Origin of the sequence: Kitasatospora sp. NBC_00374, assembly GCF_041434935.1 — a bacterium.
Classification (GTDB): Bacteria; Actinomycetota; Actinomycetes; order Streptomycetales; family Streptomycetaceae; genus Kitasatospora.
This window is the reverse complement of sequence record NZ_CP107964.1, coordinates 7,743,083-7,766,235: the sequence shown is the minus strand read 5'-3', so window position 1 is coordinate 7,766,235 and position 23,153 is coordinate 7,743,083. Positions and strand designations below refer to the sequence as shown.

The following is a 23,153-nucleotide window of genomic DNA, read 5'->3' as shown; positions in this document are numbered from 1 at the left end:
CGCGCGGCCGGTCACCGCGTCGAGTCGAACGTCTGCCGGTACCGGCGGGGAGTGGTCCGGTTGATCCGGGTGAAGTGCACGCGCAGACTCTGCGCCGACCCGAAGCCGCACTGCTCCGCGAGGTGCTCGACGGTGTCGTCGGTCGTCTCCAGCAGGTCACGCGCACGGGCGACGCGTTCGTGCAGCAGCCACTGCAGGGGCGTGGTCCCGGTGGCGGCGCGGAAGTGGCGCAGGAAGCTGCGCTTGCTCATCGCCGCCCGCCCGGCCAGGTCGTCGATGGTCAGCGGGCGGTGCAGCCGGGCGCGCGCCCAGCCGAGCGCCGGGGCCAGGCCGGTGGACTCGGCCCGCGGCAACGGCTGGTCGATGTACTGGGCCTGACCGCCCTCGCGGTGCGGCGGGATGACCATCCGGCGGGCGAGGGTGTTGGCGACGTGGCTGCCGTGATCGAGGCGGACGAGGTGCAGACAGAGGTCCAGTCCGGCGCACTCGCCCGCGGAGGTGAAGATCCGCTCGTCCTGGGTGTAGAGCACGTTCGGGTCCAGCTTCACCGCCGGCCAGCGTTCGGCCAGTTCGGCGGCGTGCATCCAGTGGGTGGTGGCACGGCGGCCGTCGAGCAGCCCGGCGGCGGCCAGGGTGAACGCACCCGTGCAGATCGAGGCGATGCGGGCCCCGCGCGCGTACGCCCCGCGCAGCGCGTCCAGCTGCTCCGGCGGCGGGTCGCCCTGCAGGTCGGCGCAGGCCGGCACGATCACGGTGTCCGCGCGCTCCAGCTCCGCGAGGCCCGGGCCGGCGAAGGCCAGCCCCTCCGCCGTCCGGACCGGGCCGTCCTGCCCGGTGCACAGCGCCACCTCGTACCACGGGACGGGGAAGTCCCTCCTCGCGCGGCCGAAGACCTCGACGGCCACGGCGGCCTCGAACACCGGGACGTTAGCGTCACCGTCCCGCGGCACCTGCCGGTCGCCGAGATCAGCAGCGTCATGACGCTCGCCCCGCTCAAGGAGCTCGGCGAACCCAACCTGACGCCGTCGACCGGAGTCCGGTCGGCCCAGCGGTTCCTGGTCGAGGTCGTCGTCCACGCCGGCGGCCGGCAGCGCCGCGCGGTGGCGCGCGGGCAGGACATCTACGCGGTCACGGCGCCGATCGTGGTGGAGGCGGCGGAGCGCATCCTGGACGGCCGGAGCCCGGCGACCGGGGTGCTCACGGTCGGCGAGGTCTCCGACTCGGCGGACCTGCTGCGCTCGCTCGGCCCGGAACACCTGGCGGTGGAGCTGCCGTAGGCGGCCGCCCGAGCGGTGTGAGCGGTCGAGGAGGGCCGCCGGCGAAACCCCGAAAGGCCAGGCCGCAGGGCCCGTCGGCACACGGCAGGTGCCGTGTGCCGACGGGCCCTGCGGCGTCCGCCGCCGGCGGGCCTGCGGGTGGCGCGGGTAAGAGAATGGCTCCGGGGCTGTTATGACGGCACGTCAGTTGACTAGGCTTCGCAAGGTTTCGAAGACATGATCGATCGACGCCACTATGCTCGGCGCAGCATCATGTCAGGTACGCGCTAAATGGAGGCTTTCGCAGCGGTCGATCCACCCTCGCTTCCACCCGCCCCCTCCGATCAACCCCAAGGCGCGCCATGACCTCTGACCAGCAAGGCCTGATCAACCCTCCGCTCATGGCCGGAGGAGCGGCCCGGTGAGAATCACCCGCAAACTCGCCGTCCTCGCCACGGTACCGCTGCTCGCCGTCCTCGCGTTCGCGGCGCTCGCCCTGCGCATCACCGCCGGACAGGTGTTCGGGGCCGCGCAGCTGCGCTCGATGGTCGCCATCAGCGCCCAGGCCGGCGACCTGACGCACCAGCTGCAGCGGGAACGCACCTGTGCCGCGGCCCTGTTGACCGGCGAGGCGAACCCCGAGCGGACCAACGCCTACCTCCGCCAGATCCAGGCCACCGACGCGAGCATCACGGAGTACCGCCGGCTGCGGGGACGGCTGCACCCGGGCCGGGGCAACGCCCTCGGCCTGCTCCGGCAGGTGGACGACGACCTGGCGGACCTCCCCGCGCTCCGCAAGCAGGTGGAGTCGGGCCCGGGCGCCGCGCTGTCCGCGACCACCTTCCACTACCGGATCGTCATCGCCGACCTGCTGGCCTACCGGGGCGATGTCGCCGAGGCCGGCCGCGCCGGGGCCGATCTCGCGGACCGGATCAACAGCGGAGTGGCCCTGGCCCGGGCGCAGGAGGCGGTCGGCCAGCAGGAGGTCGCGGTCCTGACCTCGCAGGCCTCCGGCGTCCTCACTCCGGCCGCGCAGCAGGCGATCACCGCCACCCGCACCGGATACACCGAGGCCGTCCTGGAGTTCCAACGGACCGCCACCCCCGAGTGGCAGGCCTGGCTGGACCGGTCGCTGACCGGTGCCGAGATCATCGCGGCGGGCCGCCTGGAGGACGCCGTCGCCCGCGCCAGGCCCGGCCGGCCGCTGCCGTTGGACGCCAGCTGGACGACGGTGATGGACGAACGGGCAGACCGGCTCCAGCAGGTCGAGCAGAAGGTCGACGCCGCGGCGCTCGCCAGGGTCACGGACTTCCGCAACACGCAACGCGGGTGGGCCCTGAGCGAGGGCCTGGCGGTGGTGCTGGCGGTGGTCTCGGTGATCGTCCTCGCGTTCCGGCTGGGCCGGCCGATGATCCGGGAGCTGCGCCGGCTCCGGGACGCCGCGCACGCCGTCGCCCACGAGCGCCTTCCGGCGGCCGTCGCCGCCCTGTCGGCGGGAGGCGCGCTCGGCGGGGCGACACCGGAGGAGTTCGCCGCCGCGGCGGGCGACCCGGTCAGGGTCCGCGGCCGGGACGAGATCGCCGAGGTCGGCGCCGCCTTCAACACCGTCAGCCGGGAGGCGGTACGGATCGCCGCCGAGCAGGCGGCCATGCGCGACCGGATGGGCACCGTCTTCGTCGGCCTGGCCCGCCGGGCCGAACGGCTGACCGGTGCGCTGGTCCGGGCCCTCGACGCGGCCGAGCGGGACGAGCCCGACCCCGAACGGCTGGCCCGGCTCTTCGAGCTCGACCACCTGGCCAGCAGGATGCGGCGCAACAACCACAGCCTGCTCGTGCTCGGCGGCGAGGCGACCGCCCGGGTACGGTCGACCGACTCCCCGATCGAGGACGTCCTGCGGGCGGCGGTGGCCCAGATCGAGCGCTACACCCGGGTCGACGTCGGGACCACGGACCAGGGCGTCCTGATCCAGGGCCGGGCGGTGGACCACCTGGTCCACCTCTTCGCCGAGCTGCTCGACAACGCCACCGCCTACTCCAAGCCCGAGACCCGGGTGACCGCCGAGGCCAGGCTGCTGACGGACCGGCTCGTGGTACAGGTCTGCGACCAGGGCATCGGCCTGGCCAAGGACCGCTGGGACGAGGCCAACGAGAAGCTGGCCGCCCCCTCACCGGTCGAGGTGGCCGCCGTCCGCGCGATGGGGCTGACCGTGGTCGGCCACCTGGCGTCCTGGTACGGGATCCGGGTCGAGCTGCGCCCGCGTCCGGGTGGCGGCACCATCGCCGAGGTCACCCTTCCGGACACGATGTTCGAGCCGGCCGCGCCGGCCGACCCGGCTCCGCTCCCCGCTCTGCTCGCAGTACCGTCGGCGGTGCCGACACCGCTCCCGGCCGCGGCGGCGCTTGCGCCCGAGCCGGGGCCGACGGCCGCCGGAACCACCGGGAGCGGTCTGCCCAGGCGCAGGCGCCCGGCGTCCTCGCCCGCCGAGCCCGCCCCCGTCCACGCGGCGGCGGCGAGCACCTCCGACTCCCCGGCGCCCGCCACCCACCCCTCGCACGGGCTGGCGCAGCGCGACCCCCGGCAGGTCTCGGCCACCATGGCCGCCTACGCCCGCGGCATCGGCGCCAGCCGCGCCGGGCGCGGCGCCCCCAAGCCTCTCCTCTCCGAACCGAACCAGAAGGAAGACGCATGACCTCCCCCTCGCCGCAGGATCTCGACTGGCTGCTGAACGACTTCGCGGCCCGCGTCCCGGAGATCACCCACGCGGTGGCGGTCTCCGCCGACGGGCTGCTGATCGCAGCCACCCGCGAGGTCGACACCGAGCACGCCGACCAGCTCGCCGCGATCGCCTCGGGGCTGGTCAGCCTGCTGGCCGGCGCCGGACGGCTGTTGAAGGCGGAGCCGGTGATCAGCAACCTGACCGAGCTGCAGGGCGGTTTCCTGTTCTCGATGGCGGTCGGCAGCGGCGCCTCGCTGCTGGTCCTGGCCTCGAAGTCCTGCGACATCGGCCAGGTCTCCTTCGAGCTCGCCGAGCTGATCAACCAGGTCGGACCGCAGCTCACCCCCGCGGCCCGCGCCAAGCTGCTCGACACATCCTCCTGACCGATCGTCAGTTCCGGCCCGTCACCCCTACTCCCGGGAGCACTCGTGTCACCGATTCGCAGATCCCGCCCGGTTGGCGTCCCCCTCGTCGCCGCCCTGCTGCTCGCCACCGGCTGCACCGGCGGACACGGCAGCGGTGACGCCGCCGCGGGCGGCCCGAGCGCGGTGAAGATCGGGCTGCTGGCCTCGCTCTCCGGGACGTACAAGGCGGTCGGCACCGACCTGCGGGACGGCTTCCAGCTCTACCTCGACACCCACGACGGCAGGCTCGGCGGTCATCCGGTCGACCTGGTGACCGCCGACGAGGGCGACGGCGCACCCACCGCCCTCCCGGCCGCCACCAAGCTGGTCAAGCAGGACAAGGTCCTCGCCGTCACGGGGGTGGTCGGCGCCGGCTCGGTCGCCGCGATCTCGCCGCTGCTCAGCGAGGCCGGGATCCCGCTGGTGAGCTCCAACGGCCGCCCCGCGGTCAAGGACGTGACCCGGCAGTGGAGCACCAGCTTCATGTCCGACGAGCCGGGGGCCGCGATCGCCCAGTACGTGCGCGACACGGTCGACGGGCCGGTCTACGCGATCGGGCCCGACTACCAGGGCGGCTGGGACGAACTGCGAGGCTTCACCGACGCGTTCGGCAAGGCCGGCGGGCAACTCGCCGACCCCGCGGGGAAGACGATGTTCACGCCGTTCCCGGGCACCACCGACTTCACTCCCTACTTCAACAAGATCAAGAACTCCAAGGCCAAGGCGGTGTACTGCTTCTACGCCGGCAGCGCCGCGGTCGACTTCGTCAAGCAGTACGCCCAGTCCGATCTGGCCGGCACCCCGCTGTACGCGGCCGGATTCCTCACCGAGGGCGGCGTGCTGACCGCGCAGGGCGACGCCGCCAAGGGCATCCGCTCGGTGCTCAACTACGCCCCGGACCTGGACAACGCGGCCAACCGCGCATTCGTCTCGGCCTGGCAGTCCAAGCACCAGTCCCCGCCCACCACGTACGCGATGGCCTCCTACGACGCCGCCGCCGTCCTCGACAAGGCGATCGGCGCGGCGGGCGACCGGCTCGACCCGGAGTCGCTGAACACCGCGATCGCCGGCCTCGGCCAGATCGACAGCCCGCGCGGCACCTGGCAGTTCGGCAGGAACACCCACTCGCCGGTGCAGAAGTGGTATCTGCGCGAGGTCAAGAGCGACGGCCGCGCCCTGTCCAACCAGACCGTCCAGGACCTCGCCACCATCGGGAACTGACCGGGCACCGGAGAGGGGGCCCGATGGGCCTGATCGACGCGCATCTGGTCCCGGCCGTGGACGGCGTCGCCTACGGGCTGCTGCTGTACGTCGCGGCGGCCGGGCTGACGCTGGCGTTCGGGACGGGTGACGTCCTCAACCTCGCCCACGGCACCCTCTACGCCGTCGGCGCGTACACGGCCGCCGCCCTGTCCGACGGCACCTGGGCCGGGCTGCTGCTCGCCCTGGCCGTCGGCACCGCGGCGGCCGGCGCCAGCGGCGGGCTGCTCGCCGCGCTCACCGCGCCGCTGCGCCGACGCGGCCACCTCGCCCAGGCCCTGCTCACCGTCGGCGTGGCGCTGATCGGCGGCGATCTGCTCAGCACGGCGGCCGGGCCCGACGACCTGCCCGTCGCCCTGCCGGCGGCCCTCGACGGCAGCGCCGACCTCGCCGGGCACCGCTATCCGGTGTACCGGCTGGTGTTCATCCTGGTGGCGGCGGTGCTGGCGGCGGCCGGGCAGCTCTTCCTGCGGCGTACCAGGGCCGGCATGCTGCTGCGGGCCACGGTGGACGACTCCGCGATGGTCGCCGGCCTGGGTACCGACCCACGTCTGGTCCACGCCGCCGTACTGACCGGCGCCGGGGCGCTCGCGGGCCTCGCGGGTGTTCTCGGCGCTCCCATCATCGGCCCCGGGCCGCGCACGGCGGAGACCGTCCTGCTGCTCTCGCTGATCGTGGTGGTGCTGGGCGGCCTGGGCTCGGTCCTGGGGGCGCTGGCGGCGGCGGTGGCCGTGGGCGAGGTGCAGACCCTCGGCGTCGACCTGGCCTCCGGCCTCGCCCCGTACCTGCTGTTCGCGGCCATGGCCGCCGCGCTGGTGCTGCGCCGCGGCAGTGCCGCCGGAGCCCGCGGATGACCGCTCTCCGGGCACCGCGCGGCGCCGGTCTCCTGCGCCCGGCCGGCTGGGCCCTGCTGCTGACCGCGCTCGCGCAGTTCGCGGTACCGGCGGTGGTCGACGAGTCGGCTCTCGTCCTGCTCACCCCGATACCCGCGCTCGGCCTGGTCGCGGTCGGCGTCACCGTGCTCACCGGCCGGGCCGGCCTGCCCACGCTCGGCCAGGCCGCGCCGTACGCGGTCGGCGCGTACACCAGCGCCCTGCTCGGCCGCGCGGGCATCGACGTCGGTCCGGTCCAGCTCACCACCGCCGCCCTGGCCGCCGCGCTGTTCGCGCTGCTGACCGGGCCGGTCGTGGCCCGCGCCCGGGGCGTCACGGCGCTGATGATCACCCTGGCCCTGGGCGAGCTGACCGCCACCGCGGCGGCCCGCTGGAGCTCGGTCACCGGCGGCACCGAGGGCCTGGCCGGCATCCCGCCGGTGCGGCTGCTGTGGGGCGCCGCGCCGCTGACCGACGACACGGCCGTCTTCCGGTACGCGATCGCCGTCGCCGCCTGCGCGGTCACCGCGACGGTCCTGGCGCTGCGCTCGCCGCTGGGGCTCCTGCTCGCCGGCTGCCGTGACCACGAGGCGCGGATGCGGGCCGGCGGCCACCCGGTCACCCGGGTGTTCCTCGGCGCCCAGGTGTGGGCCGGCGCGCTCGCGGGCGTGGGCGGCCATCTGCTGGTGACCGCGCAGCGCTACGTCTCCCCCGCCGACGTCGGCTTCACCACCTCCTCGCTGGGGCTGCTGGCCGCCGTGCTCGGCGGTGTGACCTCTCCGCTCGGTGCGCTCGCCGGCGCCGCGCTGGTCCTGACCACCCGGGACCAGCTCGCCGCCCCGTGGCCGGGACACGGCCCGCTGCTGCTCGGCGCGCTGTTCGTCGCCGCCGTCTACCTGCTGCCCCGCGGGGTGGCCGGCATCCGCCCGCCCCGGCTCCCCCACCCGCGCCGTCGGGCGGCCGCCGGTCCCCCGCCCACTCCCAGCTCCCCGGAGGCCGGCCCGTGAACGCCCTGCTCAGCCTCACCCAGGTGACCCGCCGCTACGGCGCCCTGGTCGCCGTCGACCGGCTCGACCTGACGGTCCGACCAGGGGCACGCCATGCCGTGATCGGTCCCAACGGCGCCGGCAAGTCCACCCTGCTCGGCCTGGTCGCCGGGACGGTCACCCCCTCGGCCGGCCGGATCGTGCTCGACCGGCAGGACATCACCGGCACCGACCCCGCCCGGCGGTCCCGGCTCGGCATCGCCCGTACCTTCCAGCAGCCGGCGGTCCTCGGCAGCCTGAGCGCCCTGGACAACGTGGCCCTGGCCGCCTGGCGGCACACCGAACTGCGCGGCCTCTGGCGCCCCCGCCGCTACCGGGACCTCGGACACCGCTGCCACGACCAGCTGGACCGGGTCGGCCTCGCGCACCTGGCCTCGCACCCGGCCGGCCAGCTCTCCCACGGCCAGCAGCGGTTGGTGGAGATCGCGGCCGCGCTCGCCGCCCGGCCGCGGCTCCTGCTGCTGGACGAGCCGGCCGCCGGCCTGACCGAGGAGGACACCGACCGGCTGGTGACGGTCCTGCAGCAGGTGCCCACCGAGGTCGCCGTTCTCCTGGTCGAGCACAATCTCGACTTCGTCAACGCCCTCGCCACCCGGGTCACCGTCCTGCACGAGGGCCGGCCGATCGCCGACGGCACGCCTGAGCAGATCAGCGCCGACCCCGCCGCCCGGGAAGCCTACCTCGGCCACCGGCCCGGGTGACCCGCATGCTGGAGACGCACTCCCTGCGGGCCGGTCACCACGGCGGCACCGTCCTGCACGGCGTGGACCTGGCCGTCGGCCCTTCCTCCGTGCACGCCGTCCTCGGGCCCAACGGCGCCGGCAAGACCACCCTGCTGAACACGCTGGCCGGCCTCGTCCCGGTGGCCTCGGGCCGGATCGGGCTCGCCGGGACGGACGTCACCGGCCTCCCCGCACACCGCCGCGCCCGGGCCGGCATCGGCCTGGTCCCGCAGGGACGCCGGGTGTTCGCCTCCCTGACGGTGGCCGAGCACCTCGCGGTGTCCCACCGCCGACGGCCGACCGCCTGGACACCGGCCCGGGTCCTCGACCTGCTCCCACGGCTCGGCGAGCGGCTGCACCAGCGCGCCGACCACCTCTCCGGCGGCGAGCAGCAGATGCTCGCCCTCGCCCGTACCCTGCTCACCGGCCCCCGCGTCCTGCTGCTCGACGAACCCACCGAGGGCCTGGCCCCGGTCATCGCGGCCGAGGTCCTCGCGCTGGCGGGCCGGCTGGCGGCCGACGGACTGGCCGTCCTGCTCGCCGCCCCGCGCCCGGCCCAGGTCCTGCCCGTCGCCGACCGGATCACCGTCCTCGGCACCGGGCGGATCACGCTCACCCTGGACGGCGCCACCGCGCGCCGGGACCCGGCCCGGGTACTCGCCGCCCTCACCCCGACCCACCGCGCACCGCAGGAGCCCCGCTGATGCCGACCGACACCCGCTACGCCTTCGACAACCGGGCCGAGGAGGCCGCGGACCAGCTCCAGGTGCTGGAGGCCTGCCTCGACCCGATCACCGCCGCCCACCTGGACCGGCTCGGTGTCCCGCCCGGCGCGCACTGCTGGGAGGTCGGGGCGGGCGCCGGATCGATCGCCCGCCTGCTCGCCGAACTGGCCGGCCCCACCGGCTCCGTGACCGCCACCGACCTCGACCCGGCCCGGCTGGCCGGGGCCGGCGGGTCCGTTCTCGTCCGCCGCCACGACGTCCGGTACGAGCAGCCGCCCGGCGGCCCGTTCGACCTGATCCACGCGCGGCTGCTCCTCCTGCACCTGCCCGAACGCCACGAGGTACTGGCCACCCTGGCCGGGGCGCTGCGGCCCGGCGGCCTGCTGCTGATCGAGGAGTTCGACCGCAGCCCGCTCACCGTCCTCACCCCGGTCGATCCGGGCGAGCAGGCCCTGTTCTCCCGGGTGGTCGGGACCGTTCTCACCGTCCTCGGCGACCGGGGCGCCGACCTGGACTGGGCGCGCCGGGTCCACGGGGCGATGACCGGCCTCGGCCTGACCGAGGTCCGCACCGCCGTCCACGCCGAGAGCTGGTCCCACGACGGCGGCGCCCGGCTCCACGAGATCAACTCGCGCCAGCTCCAGGGCCCGCTGCTCGCCGCCGGTCTCACCCTCGACGAGCTGACCCGCTTCCGCGCGCTGGTCCGCAGGCGCGATTTCAGCGCCCTCTCCTACACCCTGGTCTCGACTTCGGCACGCAGGCCGGTCTGAGCCGCCGGCCGCCCGGCCTTGCGCTACGAGGCGGTAATATCACCCGGCCGGGCCCGGGAATAACGATTCGCTACCGGGCCTTTCTCGTTCTCCGGGGCAGCCATAGTCTGCGTCCGTGTCGATCTTTCGAAAGCTTCGGAACTCCGGCCCGCGCCTGGTCCCAGAACTCGACGACCGGAATCTCGGCAGGGTCCGCAAGCAACTGGACAGCCCACCGATGCCAGGTCTGACCGATATTCAGGTCGACCAGGTGGAGCGGGTCATTCAGGATGCGGGAAACGACTGGGATCGGCGGACGCACAGATTCTCGGTCCTGGCGGAATCCGCGGCGGATTCCGGTCTCGCGCGATGCTGGCTCAGGCGGCGGCCACGCAGCGCCGACGCGCTGGTCTTCTCGTCCTGGGTCGAGCTGGTACGCGGCCGCCAGGCCGGCGGGATGGAGAACGCCCGCTCGGCGGCCGACGACTGTTATCGCGCCGCCGAACTCCAGCCGAACGATCCGACGCCCTGGGTGGTACTGCTGGGAATGCTGCGGCTGCTGAGATGCAATCAGCAGGACGTGTTCAAGGTCTGGCACGAAGTGACGACCCGCGATGCCTGGCACCGCGAAGCGCATTTCCAGATGCTGCGCTACCTGTCCCCGGAGGAGTGCGGCTCGCACAGCCAGCTACTCGACTTCGTCGATTCCGTCCGGTCCCGGATACCCGCGGCGACACCGGCGGTGCCCGTCGTGGGGCTGGAACTCGCGGCAGCCGTCGATCACCACCACCGGACCGTCGCGCGCGGCGGCGTCAACGCCCTGCTGGCACGGAGGCAGTGGGCGACCGCACGCGCGGAAACCGCACTGCAGCGCGCGCTCACCGACTGGCCCACGCCCGGCCGCCTCGGTCATGCGACGGCCCTGGCCGACCTCAACATGCTGGCCTACGCCCTGGTCCAGGCCAACCGCCTCCCGGACGCCGCCGAGGTCTTCCGGGCGGTCGGAGGCACCGTCACCCCCTGGCCGTGGGGGTTGGACGGGGACCCGGTCCAGCAGTTCGCCTCCTGGCAGGCGCAGGTCCTGCGCTGAGCGGGCCGGCCGGGGCCCGGCCCGGCGTCAGGCGACGCGCCAGGTGAGCACTGCGGTGTGCACCTGACCGGCAGTCTGGAACTGGAGGAAGACCCGCCAGTCCCCGGGCTCGCCGATCATCGCGTCGAAGGTCAGGGTCGGGCCGCCGTGGTCCCCGTCGAGCGCGTTCCCGGGGTGGAGGTGGGCCAGCGCCTGGTCACCCGCGTGGAACGCGCTCAGGTGGGCGTAGCTGTCGAGGTACGGCTGCAGGTCGGTGACCGGCCGGCCGTCCTTGCTGACGGTGACGGTGAGCCGGTGGGTCATCCCGGCCGTCGGCCCCTCCTGGAGGGCGACGGTGTAGCCGTCGACCGTGGTGCTGCCGGCCGCGGCGGGCAGCGGCACCGCGGCCGCCTCGCCGGGCACCGTCACGACACGGCTGAAGACGAGTTCGGTGCCCCGGTGGGGGCCGGTGTTCGGGGTGAAGGAGGCGTACAGGCGCCAGTCCCCCGGTTCGAGGGCGGCCAGGTCGGCCGTCCAGGTGCCGTCGGCGGCCATCGTCGGGTGCAGGTGCTGATAGCCGGTGAGGTCCGAGCGGATCGCGTAGAAGTGCAGCTTCCTGGTCTGCGCGACGGCGAAGTCGGTGATCGGCCGGCCGTCCGGTCCGGTGATCGTGAACGGGTAGCCCGTCGCCCGGCCGGCCGGAAGGGCGGTGGCCGGGGAGTCCATCCGGTAGCCGTCGAGTTCGGGGAGGAGACCTTCGCCGGCCGCCATGCCGGACATCGCGGGCATCGAGGGCATCGCGGTGGCGCCGTGGTCCATGCCCGCCATCCCCGCCGTGCCCGAGTGCCCCGAGTGCCCGGGTTGCGGGGACGGCCCGGACGCGCCGAGCGCGAGGACGAGCGCGCCGGTCGCACCGGCCACCACGGCAGCCCAGCGGAAGGTCGAACGAGGAGAAGCGAACATCGGCAGGTCTTTCCCGTACGAGCACGCCGCCAGGGGCGCGTGAATGAGCGGATACGCGGGGCGGGGCCGGCTCCGGCGCGGAATGGCCTCACGACACAGGAGACCCGTCCCGGACCAGGCGATAACGGAAAGTCCCGCGCCGTCGCGCCCGGCCGCACGTGAGATGCGGGCCGGGTGACGAGGTGGAAGGCTCTTGGACGGGCCTGAGGTCCACGGAGGGCGGTCCCCCTCCGATCCGGGCCGGTACCGGGGTGCCGGGGGAAATCCGAGAAAGGCGAGGTCGCCCATGTCGTTCGTCACCGTCGGCCAGGAGAACAGCAGCTCCATCGACATCTACTTCGAGGACCACGGCAGTGGGCAGCCCGTGGTCCTGATCCATGGTTACCCGCTGAACGGCCACTCCTGGGAGAAGCAGGAGCGGGTGCTCCTGGAGGCCGGGTACCGGGTCATCACCTACGACCGCCGCGGCTTCGGGCAGTCCAGCCAGCCGACCGTGGGCTACGACTACGACACCTTCGCAGCGGATCTGAAGACGCTCCTGGACCACCTGGACCTGCACGACGTCGTTCTCGTCGGCTTCTCGATGGGCACCGGCGAGGTCACCCGCTACCTGGGCACCTACGGCTCGGGGCGGGTGAGCAAGGCCGTCCTGATGGGCGCCGTCCCGCCCTTCCTGCTGCGGACCGCGGACAACCCCGAGGGCGTGGACGCGTCCGTGTTCGACGGGATCAAGTCGGCGGTCCTCAAGGACCGACCGGCGTACTTCAAGGACTTCCTGGACAACTTCTACAACGTCGACACGTACGCCGGCACCCGCATCAGCACCCAGGCCTGGCAGAACAGCTTCAACGTGGCCGTCGCGGCGTCGGCCTGGGCGGCCCACGCCTGCGTCGACACCTGGCTCACCGACTTCCGCCCCGACCTGCCGAAGATCGACGTGCCGGTGCTGCTGGTCCACGGCAACGCGGACCGCATCCTGCCGTACGACAGCACCGCCAAGCGGCTGCCGGGTCTGATCGAGGACCTGACCTTCGTCACGGTGGAGGGCGGTCCGCACAACATCGCCTGGACGCACCCCGAGGAGGTCAACCAGGCCCTGATGGACTTCCTGCGGACGTGACCGGACCCAGCGGCCGGAGGGGCTGATGCCGCAGAGGCCGCGGCTGCTGCGGCACGCGCGGCGGCCGGGGCCGGGCGCCGCCACCCACGGCCTCCTCGTCCTCGCGGCGGGCGGCGCGAACGCCTTCGGCTTCCTCGCCCTGGGCGGCGTCTTCACCAGCGTGGTCACCGCGAACGCCGCGGTACTCGGCCTGAGCCTGGGCGGCGCCGACCCGGGCGCCGCCCGGCTGGTCGCCCTGGCGCTGCTGGGATACGGCGCCGGAGCCGCCGCGGGCAGTCTGGCGGCGGGCGGGCGGGGCCGAGTCCCGGCCCTCGGCGTCCGGGGCGGGCTGCTCCTGGAGACGCTCGCCCTGTGGCTGGTCTCGGCCGCCTGGCTGTACTGGGACGGGGCACCGGATCCCACCCGGCGCGCGATGCTGCTGTTCCTGACGGCCGTCGCCATGGGCTGCCAGAACGGCAGTGTCCGTGCCACCGGGAGCGAGGCCACCACGGCGTACCTCACCGGCACGGTCACCTCGGCCATCGCCGTCCTCGTGACACAGGGACGCCTCGCACGGCGCAGCGTGGGCTCCGTCCTGCTGTTCATCGCCGGCGCGGCGGCGGTGGGCGCCGCCTTCCGCTGGCTGCACCCGGCCGCCCCGCTGCTGCCCGCCCTGCTGGTCACGGCGGCACTCCGGACCGCCGGGCCCGCGGCGCGCCGGGCCGCTCCGGACGCGCACCGGCGGTAGCCCGCGATCAGGAGTCGATCCGGTGGGCGGCCCGGGCGGACGGCCTTGGTGGAGGCGGACGAACCGGTCTGGACGAGGGCCGGGTCAGCCGCGTCCGCGGCCGACCCGGGCGCCGTCAGTCCCGGTGCGCCTCGGCGGTCGCCCGGACCCGCCCGCGGACCAGGAACCAGCCGCCGACCAGCGCGGCCGCGATCAGCGGGAGGCAGGCGACGGTGGTGCGGCCCACACCGCCGTCCAGCCACATGAGCACCACCACCGCGGCGAGGAAGCAGAGCGTCACGATCTGGGTGTACGGGGCCCAGGGCAGCCGGTAGCCCGGCCGGGTCACCCTGCCGTCCTCGGCGCGCCGCCAGAACAGCAGCGAGCAGACCATGATCATGGCCCAGGTGCCGAGGATCCCGATCGACGCGAAGTTGACGACCAGTTCGAACGCCTCGCCGGGCATGACGTAGTTCAGGACCACCCCGAGCACACCGAACCCGGCGGTGAGCAGGATGCCGCCGTAGGGCACGCCGCCCTTGTTCATCACACCGGTGAACCGCGGCGCGGAGCCGGACATCGACATCGAGCGCAGGATACGGCCGGTGGAGTACAGGCCGGAGTTCAGGCTGGAGAGCGCGGCGGTGAGGACCACCAGGTTCATCACGCCGGCCGCGCCGGGGACACCCAGCTTCTCGAAGACCGTGACGAAGGGGCTCCGGCCCGCGGAGTACGCGGTGTAGGGGAGCAGCAGCGAGAGCAGGACGACCGAGCCGACGTAGAACAGGCCGACCCGCCACATGATCGAGTTGATCGCCTTCGGCATGATCTTCTCGGGGTGCTCGGTCTCGCCCGCGGCGACACCGCACAGCTCGACGGAGGCGTACGCGAAGACCACACCCTGGACGAGCAGCAGCATCGGCATCATGCCGCTGGGGAAGATGCCTCCGTTGTCGGTGATGGTGGCCAGGCCGGGAGTGTGGCCGCCGAGGTCGTGCCGGGTGACGATCAGGAAGATGCCGACCAGCATGAAGGTGACCAGCGCGGCGACCTTGACGATCGCGAACCAGAACTCCATCTCGCCGAAGTACTTCACCGAGATCAGGTTGGCCGTGAGCACCACCGCGAGGGCGATCAGCGCCAGCACCCACTGCGGGATGCTGCTGAACATCGCCCAGAAGTGGGCGTACGTCGCGGCGGCCGTGATGTCCGCGATGGCGGTGGTCGACCAGTTGAGGAAGTACAGCCACCCCGCCGTGTAGGCGCCCTTCTCACCCATGAACTCGCGGGCGTACGAGACGAAGGCACCGGAGGACGGCCGGTACAGGACCAGCTCGCCGAGCGCGCGCACCACGAAGAAGGCGAAGGCTCCGCAGACCGCGTACGCGATGAACAGGGAGGGGCCCGCGTCCGCCATCCGGCCGCCGGCACCGAGGAAGAGCCCGGTGCCGATCGCGCCACCGATGGCGATCATGTTGACGTGGCGGGACTTCAGGTCCTTGCGGTACCCGGCGTCGCCCGCGTCGACGTGGGGGGACGGCGCCGCCGACGCCTCGGCGGTGGACGGGTGGGCCGCAGTCGGTGTGCGGTCACTCATGGAGTTGTTTCGCCTTCGTGAGGGGACAGGTTTCCTGCTTCGCCCGGCGCGACGGTGATGAGGGTGGTCACGGTGGCATGGGCTGACGGCACATCCTGACGGCAGGCAAGGCCTGCGAGCAGTGGCCAATGTCACGTTCGGGGATGATTTGCGCAAGATCTGAGCTTTCTCCGCCGGCCGGGCGACCACCCGGGCCGCTCCGGAGCCGCCCGGGCCGCTCGGGCCGCTCGGGCCGCTCCGGCCCAGGTCGGGAACACCCGGGGCCGCCCGGCGGTTGTCCGCTGGAGTACGTCCCTGCCCCCAGACAGACCGAAGGACCCCCAGTGAGCCTCTACGACATCCCGCTGCGCACCCTCGCCGGCGAGCCCACCTCGCTCGCCGACCACAAGGGCAAGGCCCTGCTGCTGGTGAACGTGGCCTCCAAGTGCGGCCTGACCCCGCAGTACGCGGGCCTGGAGCGGCTGCAGCAGCGCTACGCCGACCGCGGCTTCACGGTGCTCGGCTTCCCGTGCAACCAGTTCGCCGGCCAGGAGCCCGGTACGGAGGAGGAGATCCAGACCTTCTGCTCCACCACCTACAGCGTCTCCTTCCCGCTGTTCGAGAAGGTGGAGGTGAACGGTGACGGCCGGCACCCGCTGTACGTCCGGCTGACCGAGGTGGCCGACGCCGAGGGCGTCGCCGGGGACGTGCAGTGGAACTTCGAGAAGTTCCTCCTCGCGGCGGACGGCACGGTGGCCGGCCGGTTCCGCCCCCGCACCGAGCCGGAGGCCGACGAGCTGGTCGCCGCCATCGAGGCGCAGCTGCCGGCCTGACCGTCGCCGGAAGGCACGTCAGGGGCCGCCGCGGACGACGCGGCGGCCCCTGACGTGCGTTCCGCGGCCGGGCCGGTCCCTCCTGCCCGAACGGCTGCGAATGTCGCGTGCGATGTTCGGACCCGTCCGGTACGGACACGGAACACACCGGCCGTACACCGGGGCGGCGAGGTCCCGAGTCGGTGACAGGTGTGCAACTACCGGACGACCTGCGGGCGTCACAGGGAAGTACTGGCTGCACACTGTCAGTGGGGGCGGGCAGGATCGACGTGGTCCTGTCGACGCAGGGAGGGGAATGCGCGATGACGACGACACAGACCCAGACCGTGCACGGCCTGTTCGAGGAGCAGGTCCGCAGGGCGCCGGACGCCCCGGCCGCGGTGTGCGGCCGGGACCGGCTCTCGTACGGTGAACTCGATGCGCGGGCCAATCGGTTGGCGCACCGGCTGGTGGAGCTCGGGGTGGGGCCCGAGCGGCCGGCGGCGGTGGCGCTGGGGCGGGGGCCCGAGTTGCTGACGGCGGTGCTGGCGGTGCTGAAGGCGGGCGGGGCGTACGTCCCGCTGGAGCCGACCGGGCCGGACCGGATGATCCGTCATGTACTCTCCGACGCCGACCCGGTGGTGGTGGTCACCGAGGAGGTGTACCGGGTGCGTCTGACGGACGCGACCGACCGGCCGGTGCTCTGTCTCGACACCGCGGCCCCGGAGCTGGCCGGGCTGCCGTCGACCGCGCCGGACGTCCGCGCCCGCAGCGTCGACGTGGCCTGTGTCTTCTACACCTCCGGTTCGACCGGCGATCCGAAGGGCGCCCAGATCGAGCACCGCAACCTGCTGCACGCCTACCGGGGCTGGCAGGAGGTGTACCGGCTCACCGACGCCGACCGGATCCTGCAGACCGCCACGCTGGAGTTCGACGTCTTCACCGCGGACTGGCTGCGGGCGCTGGGCACCGGCGCCACGCTGGTGATGGCCAGGCGCAACTACACCCTGGACCGCACGGCCGAACTCCGCGAGCTGCACGAGCTGGTGATCGGCGAGCGGATCACCGTGATGGAGACCAACGTCCACCTGCTGCGCCGGCTCTTCGAGTACCTCCAGCCGCTCGGGCTGGAGTTGGGTTCGGTGCGGCTGCTGTCGGTGGGTGCGGAGAAGTGGTACCTGGACGAACAGCTGCGAATCCAGCGCTACCTCGGCCCCGGGGTCCGGCACATCAACGTGTACGGGGTCGCCGAGGCGGCCGTGGACAGCACCTACTTCGACCCGGCGACGCTGCCGGACCCACCGGAGCACACCGAGCGGTTCTCGCTGATCGGTGTGCCGTTCCCCGGCAACCGGGTGCACCTGCTGGACGCGGAGGGCGAGCCGGTGCCGCCCGGCGAGGTCGGCGAGATCTGCCTGTCCGGGCCGGGGGTCGGCCGCGGCTACCTGAACCGGCCGAAGCTCACCGCGGACCGGTTCTTCGCCGACCGCCGGCACCCGGACGTGAAGCTGTACCGCACCGGCGACCTGGGGCGGCTGCGGCCGGACGGGATCCTGGAGTTCGTCGGCCGTGACCTCGGCCCGCAGGCGGCCACCACGGCCGAGGTCGAGGCGGTGCTGCGCGGCCACCCGGACGTCCGGGAGTGCACGGTCACCACCGTGGACCGGGAGCCGGGGCACGGGCCCGCCCTGGTGGCGTACGCGGTGCCGACCGCCGGCCGCGCCCTGGACCCGTGGGCGCTGCGGGCCTACCTGACGGCCAGGCTGCCGGCCGCCTCGGTACCCGAGGCCGTGGTGCCGCTGGTCGAACTGCCCCTCACCCGTGCGGGCAAGCTCGACCGGGCGGCCCTGCCGTTGCCCCCGGCGCGCACCGGACCCACCGGACCCACCGGACCCACCGGGTCCGCCAAGTCCGGCCGCACGGGCGGCGGCAAGGGCTCCGGGGCCTGGGAGGAGGCCGTCCCCGGTCCGGCGGCCTGGGTCGCGGTCACGGTGGTGTTCGCGCTGCTGTCCCGGATGTTCACCGACACGATCTGGCCGGGGTCGACCGACGTCAGCCTGGTGGCGCGGCCGTGGGCGCTGCTGTTCCAGCTGCTCTACCTGTGCGAGTCGGTCGGGTTCGGGCTTGGCGTCGCCGTGCTGTTCCTGGGCGGGCGGATGCTGGACCGGCACGGCCGGCCGGCGGGGCTGACACTGCTGACCAGGCTGGCCCTGGTGTGGCTGCTGGCATCCTGGTGGCCGCAGGACAACGCCTACCGGACCACGTCCGCGCACGACTGGCCCGCCCAGGCGACGCTGGCGGTGGTGTTCAACATGGCGCTGATCGCCTCGGCGGCGGTCGTGGTGCGCTTCCTGGCGTGGCGGGCGCCCGCCCGGCCGACGGCGCTCTGACCTCGCGTCAGGGCCGCGGTTCCAGGGCGTCGAACGGGTCGCCGAGCGCCAGGTTCGCGGACCGGACCACCGCCTCCGCCGCGTCCAGCGCGTCCAGCGCGTCCAGCGCGTCCGGGCCCCTCGCGGCCAGCGCGATCCCCACCGTGGGCTCCGGCTCGAAGCCCGCGGTGGGGATGGTCGGCAGCAGGGTGGCGCCGAACGGCGCGCAGCGCCCGGCCAGCCGGTCCAGGTGGGCCAGGAGTGCCTGCGGGCCCAGGCGGGCGCCGAGCGGCAGCCGGTCGAGGGTACGCACCAGGTGTCCGGGGCCGCGCACGGCGTCCAGCCGGGCTTTGATCATGAAGGCGACGGCGGGGCCGGTGAGCCGCAGGTTGGTCTCGGTGGGGGCCGGCCGACCGGACCGGTCGGTGACGAAGTCGACGTCGTACCAGCCGCGGTGGCCCGCACGGGCCAGTTCGCGGCCGACGGCCACGCCGAACCCGGCGACGGTGTCGGCCAGCCCGTCCGGCAGCAGGCCCGGCCCGACGGTGGCGCCGCGGTAGCCGGTGCCCTCGACGTCCATCAGGCCGACCCCGACCGGGTGGACCGAGCCGTCCTCGGCGATCACCCCGTCGAAGGTGGGGTTGCGCAGTCGGCCGGCGCCGTCGACGTACTCCTCCACCAGCAGGCGTTCGCCGGGCGGCAGGATCTGCCGGTCCGTCAGCCGGCGGAGCAGGGCCCTGGCACCGCCGGCCAGGGCGATCTGCCCCGGGGTCAGAACGGCGGTGCCGAAGCCGCCGACGCCGTGCCGGGCCTTGAGGACGGTGGTGCGGCCCTCGGCGGCCCGGGCGGCGAGCAGCCGCGCCAGCCGGCGACCGGGTTCGACGCTCTGCTGGGCCGGGACGCGGATGCCCGGGTGGCCGGGTGCGAGCCGGGCGAACAGGACGTGCGACGCGTCCTTGGCCTCGTACCGGCGGACGGCCGCGAGCGCGGGGTCGTCGGGCGAGCTGCGGCCCCAGTGGCGGACCGGCAGGCCGAGCGTGTCGATCCGCTGCCGCAGGGCGGGCCGGGCGGCCAGCGCCGGGGCCATCAGCCCGTCCCCGGCGAGCCCGCTGTGCAGTTCCACGGCCGACCAGCCGAGCTCGCGTTCCAGCAGCCGCACCCACGCCTCCTCCACCTGGTGCGGCAGCACCAGGACGGCGGGATGGGGACTGTAGAACGCCGCCAGGCACGAGTAGTGGTGGCCCTGGCGCCTGCTCTCGGCGGACTGCGGCAGGAACTGCGCGTTGAAGTCGGCGACGTCGCCGATGTGGACGGCCCGGTCGCCGGCCGTCCAGGCCTCGGTCCACGCTGCTGTTCGCATCCGTCGAGGGTACGGCCCGGGCACCGCCGGCGGGGCCGGTGCCGGAGAAGGCCGGCACCGCGGCCCGACGGGCCGTCAGGCCTCGCCCGGACGCCAGGCCGGCCACTCCCACGGGCGGTCCTCCCAGTAGACCAGCTTCGGGTCGTGCGGGTCGAGGTCGGGGAAGAAGTGCTTGAGCTCGGGCTCGAACTCCTCGGGGGCCAGCGGTTTCCAGCCCGCGCCCTTGAAGTGGACCAGCCGGTAGCGGCTGTCGGTCCGGAACTCGGCGATCTCGACCAGCGGTTCCACGTCCAGCTGCCTGCTCGCGTCCATCCTGCGCTCCCTGTCCCGGGCGGTGCTTCCGACGGTGTCCCTGAGGGTTTCCATGAGGTTCTCCATCCCGTCAGGATCGTCCCGGCCCGCGCCGGGCGCATCCGTGCCTCGGCCGGGTGGACGCACCCCGTCAGCCGTTCCGCAACCGCCGGTCCGTCGTTGGGCACGGCGGGCCCGGCCAGGGAACGGTCGGGCGACGGCGTGGAGGGACACGATGGACGAGCAATGGCAGCCACCCTGGCAGTACGCGTGGGAGCAGCAGCCCACCGAGCCGCCGCCGGCTCCGCCCCCCGCGCCGTGGGAGCCGGCGTTCACCCCGCCGCGCCGGCATCCGCCCCGGGTGGCGCGGGTCGCGGTCCTGCTCGGCGGAGCCATGGTCCTGGGCGGGTTGCTGGCCACCTGCGGGCCACTGGCCTCGGAGGACACCGGCACGCTGGTCGGCGGCGGCACCGCGACGAACGGGCCGAGCCCGGCCCCGCTGGCGCCGCCGCCGACCTCCTCCCCCGTCGCCGAGGCCGTGCTCGCGGAGCCGGTCCGCCGCGCGGCCGAACCGGCCGCGCCGGCCGAGCCGGCCGCGCCGCAGACTCCCGGGCTGTCGCCGTCGCCCTCGCCGTCCGCCCGCCGTACGCCCAAGGACCGGCCCTCTCCGTCGGCCCACCGGTCACCGAGCACCGGCACACGGGTGAAGCCGAGCCCCTCGTTCGCGCTGCTCTCCGGTCTGGGGGTCTGTGCGGAGGCCGAGCGGCTCGGCCAGTGGCAGCCGGGGTCGGAGCAGGCACGGACCTGCCGCGGCCTCTACGGCGGCTGAGGCCGGTACGGCAACGGCACCCCGGGCGGGTACCGCCGTCGCGTACCGTGCATAGGGGGCCGCGGTGAGGGTAGGCGGCTCCGTACGCGGGAGGAGACCGTCATGGGCAGAGGAGTACCGGCGAAGCGCCGCTCCGGCCGGGGTGTGCGCGGGCTGAACGGCGCGGCCGTCTCCCGCTCCGCCTGGGGCCTGTACCGGGAGACCCGCCGGCCCGGCGCTCCCGGGCTCGGGTCCCGGGTGGTGGCGCTGCCGGGCCTGGTCGGGGACGTGCTGCGGCACCGCTACCCCGGTGTCGGGCCGGGCAAGCTGGTGGGGCTCGGGCTGTTCGCGGCGCTGTACCTGCTCAGCCCGGTCGACGTCCTGCCGGACGTCTTCCCGGTGGTGGGCTGGACGGACGACACCGCCGTGCTGCTGTGGTTCCTGACCGGGCTGACCAGGGAGTCCGGCCGCTACGTCGAGTGGCGCCGCGGCGACGGGCCGGACCCGGCCTGACCGGCCCGGCCCGCGCTCAGAGGGACTTGGCCAGCCGCTCGAACCTGAGGTCGGGGCGGAGCGGCACACCGAAGCGCTCGTCGCCGTAGGGGAAGGGCGAGTACTCGCCGGTGCGGCTGAAGCCGCGCCGCTCGTACCAGGCGATCAGGTCGGCGCGCTGCTCGATCACCGTCATCTCCAGCTCGGCCGCGCCCCACTCCTCCCGGGCGAGCCGCTCGGCGCGGGCCAGCACCTCGCCGCCCAGGCCGCCGCCCTGCCGCTCGGGCCGGACGGAGAACATCCCGAAGTAGGCGGTGCCCTCGCGCCGCTCCAGCTGGCAGCAGGCCAGCAGCTCGCCGTCCCGTTCCGCGAGCAGGACCACCGAGCCCTCCCGGGCGATCACGTCGGCGACCCCCTCGGTGTCGGTCCGTCGGCCCGCCAGGAGGTCGGCCTCGGTGGTCCACCCGACCCGGCTCGCCTCGCCGCGGTAGGCGGACTCGACCAGCGCCACCAGGGCGGGGATGTCGGCCGGTCCGGCGGTACGGAAGGTCAGCTCGCTCGCCACGTTCGATGCTCCAGTTCTCCGGTCGGCAGGCCCTCGACGGGCGCTGAGCCGCCATCGTGCCACAGCCGCGCCGCCCCTCCCAGGGGCTGTCCACGGGCCCGTCCCCAGGGCCCGTCGACGGGGCCGGGGCGCGACCCAGGCTCGGAGCGGTGAGGCTCCCGGGACACAATGGGCGGATGAGGTTGATCATCGCCCTGGCCGGGCTCGTTCTGCTGGGCGTCACCATCGCGAGCATCCTGCGCACCCTGGTGGTGCCGCGAGGGCTCTACTCGGCGCTGGTGAACCGGCTGTGGGCGGTGCTGCGCGCCCTGCTGCGGCTCATCGCCGCGCCGTTCGGCGGCTACCGGACGCTCGACCGGCTGCAGACCTGGCTCGCCCCGCTGATCCTGGTCTGCACGCTCGGCTGCTGGCTGCTCGGCACCCTCACCGCGTACACGCTGCTGCTCTACGGCACCTCCGACCTCGGCTGGAACGTCTGCTTCCGGGAGGCCGGCTCAAGCCTCTTCACCCTCGGCTTCGCCAGCGGCGACCGGCTCCGGCTGTCGGCCCTCGACTTCCTGGCCGCCGCGACCGGCCCGCTGATCATCGCTCTGCTGATCGGCTACCTGCCGACCCTGTACGGCGCCTACAACCGGCGGGAGGTGGAGGTCACCCTGCTGCAGTCCCGCGCCGGAGCCCCGGCCTGGGGCCCCGAGCTGCTGGCCCGGCAGTCCCTGGTCGGCACCGAGACGGCGCTGCCCGAGCTCTACCGCGACTGGGAGCGGCTGGCCGCCGACATCGGCGAGGGCCATTCCAACTACCCGGTCCTGCTGTCGTTCCGCTCCCCGCAGCCGCACCGCAACTGGGTGGTCGGGCTGATCGCCGTCCTGGACGCCGCCGCGATGCAGCTCTCCCTCAATCCGCGCAGCGCCCCGCCGGAGGCCCGTCTGGTGCTGCGCGCGGGCTTCACGGCCATGCGCGACATCGCCGGCGCGCTGCGGATCCCCTACGACCCCGACCCCGAGCCGGACGGCCCGATCCGGCTCGGCTTCGCCGAGTTCGACGCCGCCGTCGCCATGGTGACCGCCAGCGGCTTCCCGGCCGAACGCGACGCCGCCGAGGCCTGGCCGCACTTCCGCGGCTGGCGGGTCAACTACGAGGCCATCGGCTACGAGCTGGCGCGCCGCAGCGACGCCGTCCCCTCGCTGTGGACCGGCCCGCGCGACTTCCCGGCCGTCCCGATCCCGCCCAGCCGCCCGGCCGACCGCCGGCCCAAGCCGGCCTGAGCCCGCC

23 protein-coding genes are annotated in these 23,153 nt (G+C 74.2%); 17 read left to right on the top strand and 6 right to left on the bottom strand.

What is annotated here, in order from left to right:
• Positions 1-11: 11 nt before the first annotated feature.
• Positions 12-920: a helix-turn-helix domain-containing protein gene (locus tag OG871_RS33835; protein ID WP_371502040.1), complete on the bottom strand. Its 909-nt coding sequence runs from the start codon at positions 918-920 to the stop codon at positions 12-14.
• A gap of 57 nt (positions 921-977) precedes the next feature.
• Here OG871_RS33835 and OG871_RS33830 point away from each other — a divergent pair, with 57 nt between their 5' ends.
• The 10 genes from OG871_RS33830 (at position 978) to OG871_RS33785 (ending at position 10,840) form a co-directional block, all read left to right on the top strand.
• Positions 978-1,277: a hypothetical protein gene (locus OG871_RS33830; protein WP_371502039.1), complete on the top strand. Its 300-nt coding sequence runs from the start codon at positions 978-980 to the stop codon at positions 1,275-1,277.
• A gap of 400 nt (positions 1,278-1,677) precedes the next feature.
• Positions 1,678-3,945 (top strand): nitrate- and nitrite sensing domain-containing protein, encoded by a 2,268-nt coding sequence (locus OG871_RS33825; protein ID WP_371502038.1) that lies wholly within the window; start codon positions 1,678-1,680, stop codon positions 3,943-3,945.
• Positions 3,942-4,355 (top strand): roadblock/LC7 domain-containing protein, encoded by a 414-nt coding sequence (locus tag OG871_RS33820; RefSeq protein ID WP_371502037.1) that lies wholly within the window; start codon positions 3,942-3,944, stop codon positions 4,353-4,355. The genes OG871_RS33825 and OG871_RS33820 overlap by 4 nt, the downstream gene beginning before the upstream one ends.
• Before the next feature lie 45 nt (positions 4,356-4,400).
• Complete coding sequence (locus OG871_RS33815) at positions 4,401-5,597, top strand: ABC transporter substrate-binding protein (RefSeq protein ID WP_371502036.1); 1,197 nt, start codon at positions 4,401-4,403, stop codon at positions 5,595-5,597.
• 23 nt (positions 5,598-5,620) lie between these two features.
• Positions 5,621-6,490, top strand: a complete 870-nt coding sequence (locus OG871_RS33810; protein ID WP_371502035.1) for a hypothetical protein — start codon at positions 5,621-5,623, stop codon at positions 6,488-6,490.
• A complete protein-coding gene (locus OG871_RS33805; protein ID WP_371502034.1) occupies positions 6,487-7,515 on the top strand; it encodes a branched-chain amino acid ABC transporter permease in 1,029 nt (342 codons plus the stop codon). Before OG871_RS33810 ends, OG871_RS33805 begins: the two co-directional genes overlap by 4 nt.
• Positions 7,512-8,255, top strand: coding sequence for an ABC transporter ATP-binding protein (locus OG871_RS33800; protein WP_371502033.1), 744 nt, complete (start codon positions 7,512-7,514; stop codon positions 8,253-8,255). Before OG871_RS33805 ends, OG871_RS33800 begins: the two co-directional genes overlap by 4 nt.
• A gap of 5 nt (positions 8,256-8,260) precedes the next feature.
• Positions 8,261-8,980, top strand: coding sequence for an ABC transporter ATP-binding protein (locus OG871_RS33795; RefSeq protein ID WP_371502032.1), 720 nt, complete (start codon positions 8,261-8,263; stop codon positions 8,978-8,980).
• Complete coding sequence (locus tag OG871_RS33790) at positions 8,980-9,771, top strand: class I SAM-dependent methyltransferase (RefSeq protein ID WP_371502031.1); 792 nt, start codon at positions 8,980-8,982, stop codon at positions 9,769-9,771. The genes OG871_RS33795 and OG871_RS33790 overlap by 1 nt, the downstream gene beginning before the upstream one ends.
• A gap of 115 nt (positions 9,772-9,886) precedes the next feature.
• Entirely contained in the window at positions 9,887-10,840 is a 954-nt protein-coding gene (locus OG871_RS33785; RefSeq protein ID WP_371502029.1) for a hypothetical protein, read from the top strand.
• 27 nt (positions 10,841-10,867) lie between these two features.
• On the opposite strand, the gene OG871_RS33780 is transcribed toward OG871_RS33785, so the two are convergent.
• Complete coding sequence (locus OG871_RS33780; protein ID WP_371502028.1) at positions 10,868-11,782, bottom strand: hypothetical protein; 915 nt, start codon at positions 11,780-11,782, stop codon at positions 10,868-10,870.
• A gap of 286 nt (positions 11,783-12,068) precedes the next feature.
• On the opposite strand from OG871_RS33780, the gene OG871_RS33775 reads away from it, so the two are divergent.
• Positions 12,069-12,902 (top strand): alpha/beta fold hydrolase, encoded by an 834-nt coding sequence (locus OG871_RS33775; protein ID WP_371502026.1) that lies wholly within the window; start codon positions 12,069-12,071, stop codon positions 12,900-12,902.
• Positions 12,903-12,927: 25 nt separating this feature from the next.
• On the top strand, positions 12,928-13,629 hold the full coding sequence (locus tag OG871_RS33770) for a DUF1275 family protein (protein WP_371502025.1): 702 nt from the start codon (positions 12,928-12,930) through the stop codon (positions 13,627-13,629).
• A 115-nt stretch (positions 13,630-13,744) separates the two neighbouring features.
• Here OG871_RS33770 and OG871_RS33765 read toward each other — a convergent pair whose 3' ends face one another.
• Complete coding sequence (locus tag OG871_RS33765; RefSeq protein ID WP_371502024.1) at positions 13,745-15,205, bottom strand: amino acid permease; 1,461 nt, start codon at positions 15,203-15,205, stop codon at positions 13,745-13,747.
• Between the two features lie 323 nt (positions 15,206-15,528).
• On the opposite strand from OG871_RS33765, the gene OG871_RS33760 reads away from it, so the two are divergent.
• Both OG871_RS33760 and OG871_RS33755 read left to right on the top strand, forming a co-directional pair.
• On the top strand, positions 15,529-16,017 hold the full coding sequence (locus OG871_RS33760; RefSeq protein ID WP_371502023.1) for a glutathione peroxidase: 489 nt from the start codon (positions 15,529-15,531) through the stop codon (positions 16,015-16,017).
• A 302-nt stretch (positions 16,018-16,319) separates the two neighbouring features.
• A complete protein-coding gene (locus OG871_RS33755; protein ID WP_371502022.1) occupies positions 16,320-18,386 on the top strand; it encodes an amino acid adenylation domain-containing protein in 2,067 nt (688 codons plus the stop codon).
• 7 nt (positions 18,387-18,393) lie between these two features.
• On the opposite strand, the gene OG871_RS33750 is transcribed toward OG871_RS33755, so the two are convergent.
• Both OG871_RS33750 and OG871_RS33745 read right to left on the bottom strand, forming a co-directional pair.
• Positions 18,394-19,725, bottom strand: a complete 1,332-nt coding sequence (locus OG871_RS33750; protein WP_371502020.1) for a hypothetical protein — start codon at positions 19,723-19,725, stop codon at positions 18,394-18,396.
• A gap of 75 nt (positions 19,726-19,800) precedes the next feature.
• Entirely contained in the window at positions 19,801-20,091 is a 291-nt protein-coding gene (locus OG871_RS33745) for a hypothetical protein (protein ID WP_371502019.1), read from the bottom strand.
• Between the two features lie 160 nt (positions 20,092-20,251).
• On the opposite strand from OG871_RS33745, the gene OG871_RS33740 reads away from it, so the two are divergent.
• Complete coding sequence (locus OG871_RS33740; protein ID WP_371502018.1) at positions 20,252-20,845, top strand: hypothetical protein; 594 nt, start codon at positions 20,252-20,254, stop codon at positions 20,843-20,845.
• Positions 20,846-20,947: 102 nt separating this feature from the next.
• On the top strand, positions 20,948-21,337 hold the full coding sequence (locus tag OG871_RS33735; protein WP_371502017.1) for a YkvA family protein: 390 nt from the start codon (positions 20,948-20,950) through the stop codon (positions 21,335-21,337).
• Between the two features lie 16 nt (positions 21,338-21,353).
• Here the strand turns inward: OG871_RS33735 and OG871_RS33730 are convergent, their stop codons facing one another.
• On the bottom strand, positions 21,354-21,881 hold the full coding sequence (locus OG871_RS33730) for a GNAT family N-acetyltransferase (protein ID WP_371502015.1): 528 nt from the start codon (positions 21,879-21,881) through the stop codon (positions 21,354-21,356).
• Positions 21,882-22,057: 176 nt separating this feature from the next.
• On the opposite strand from OG871_RS33730, the gene OG871_RS33725 reads away from it, so the two are divergent.
• Positions 22,058-23,146 (top strand): hypothetical protein, encoded by a 1,089-nt coding sequence (locus tag OG871_RS33725; RefSeq protein WP_371502014.1) that lies wholly within the window; start codon positions 22,058-22,060, stop codon positions 23,144-23,146.
• Positions 23,147-23,153: the final 7 nt, after the last annotated feature.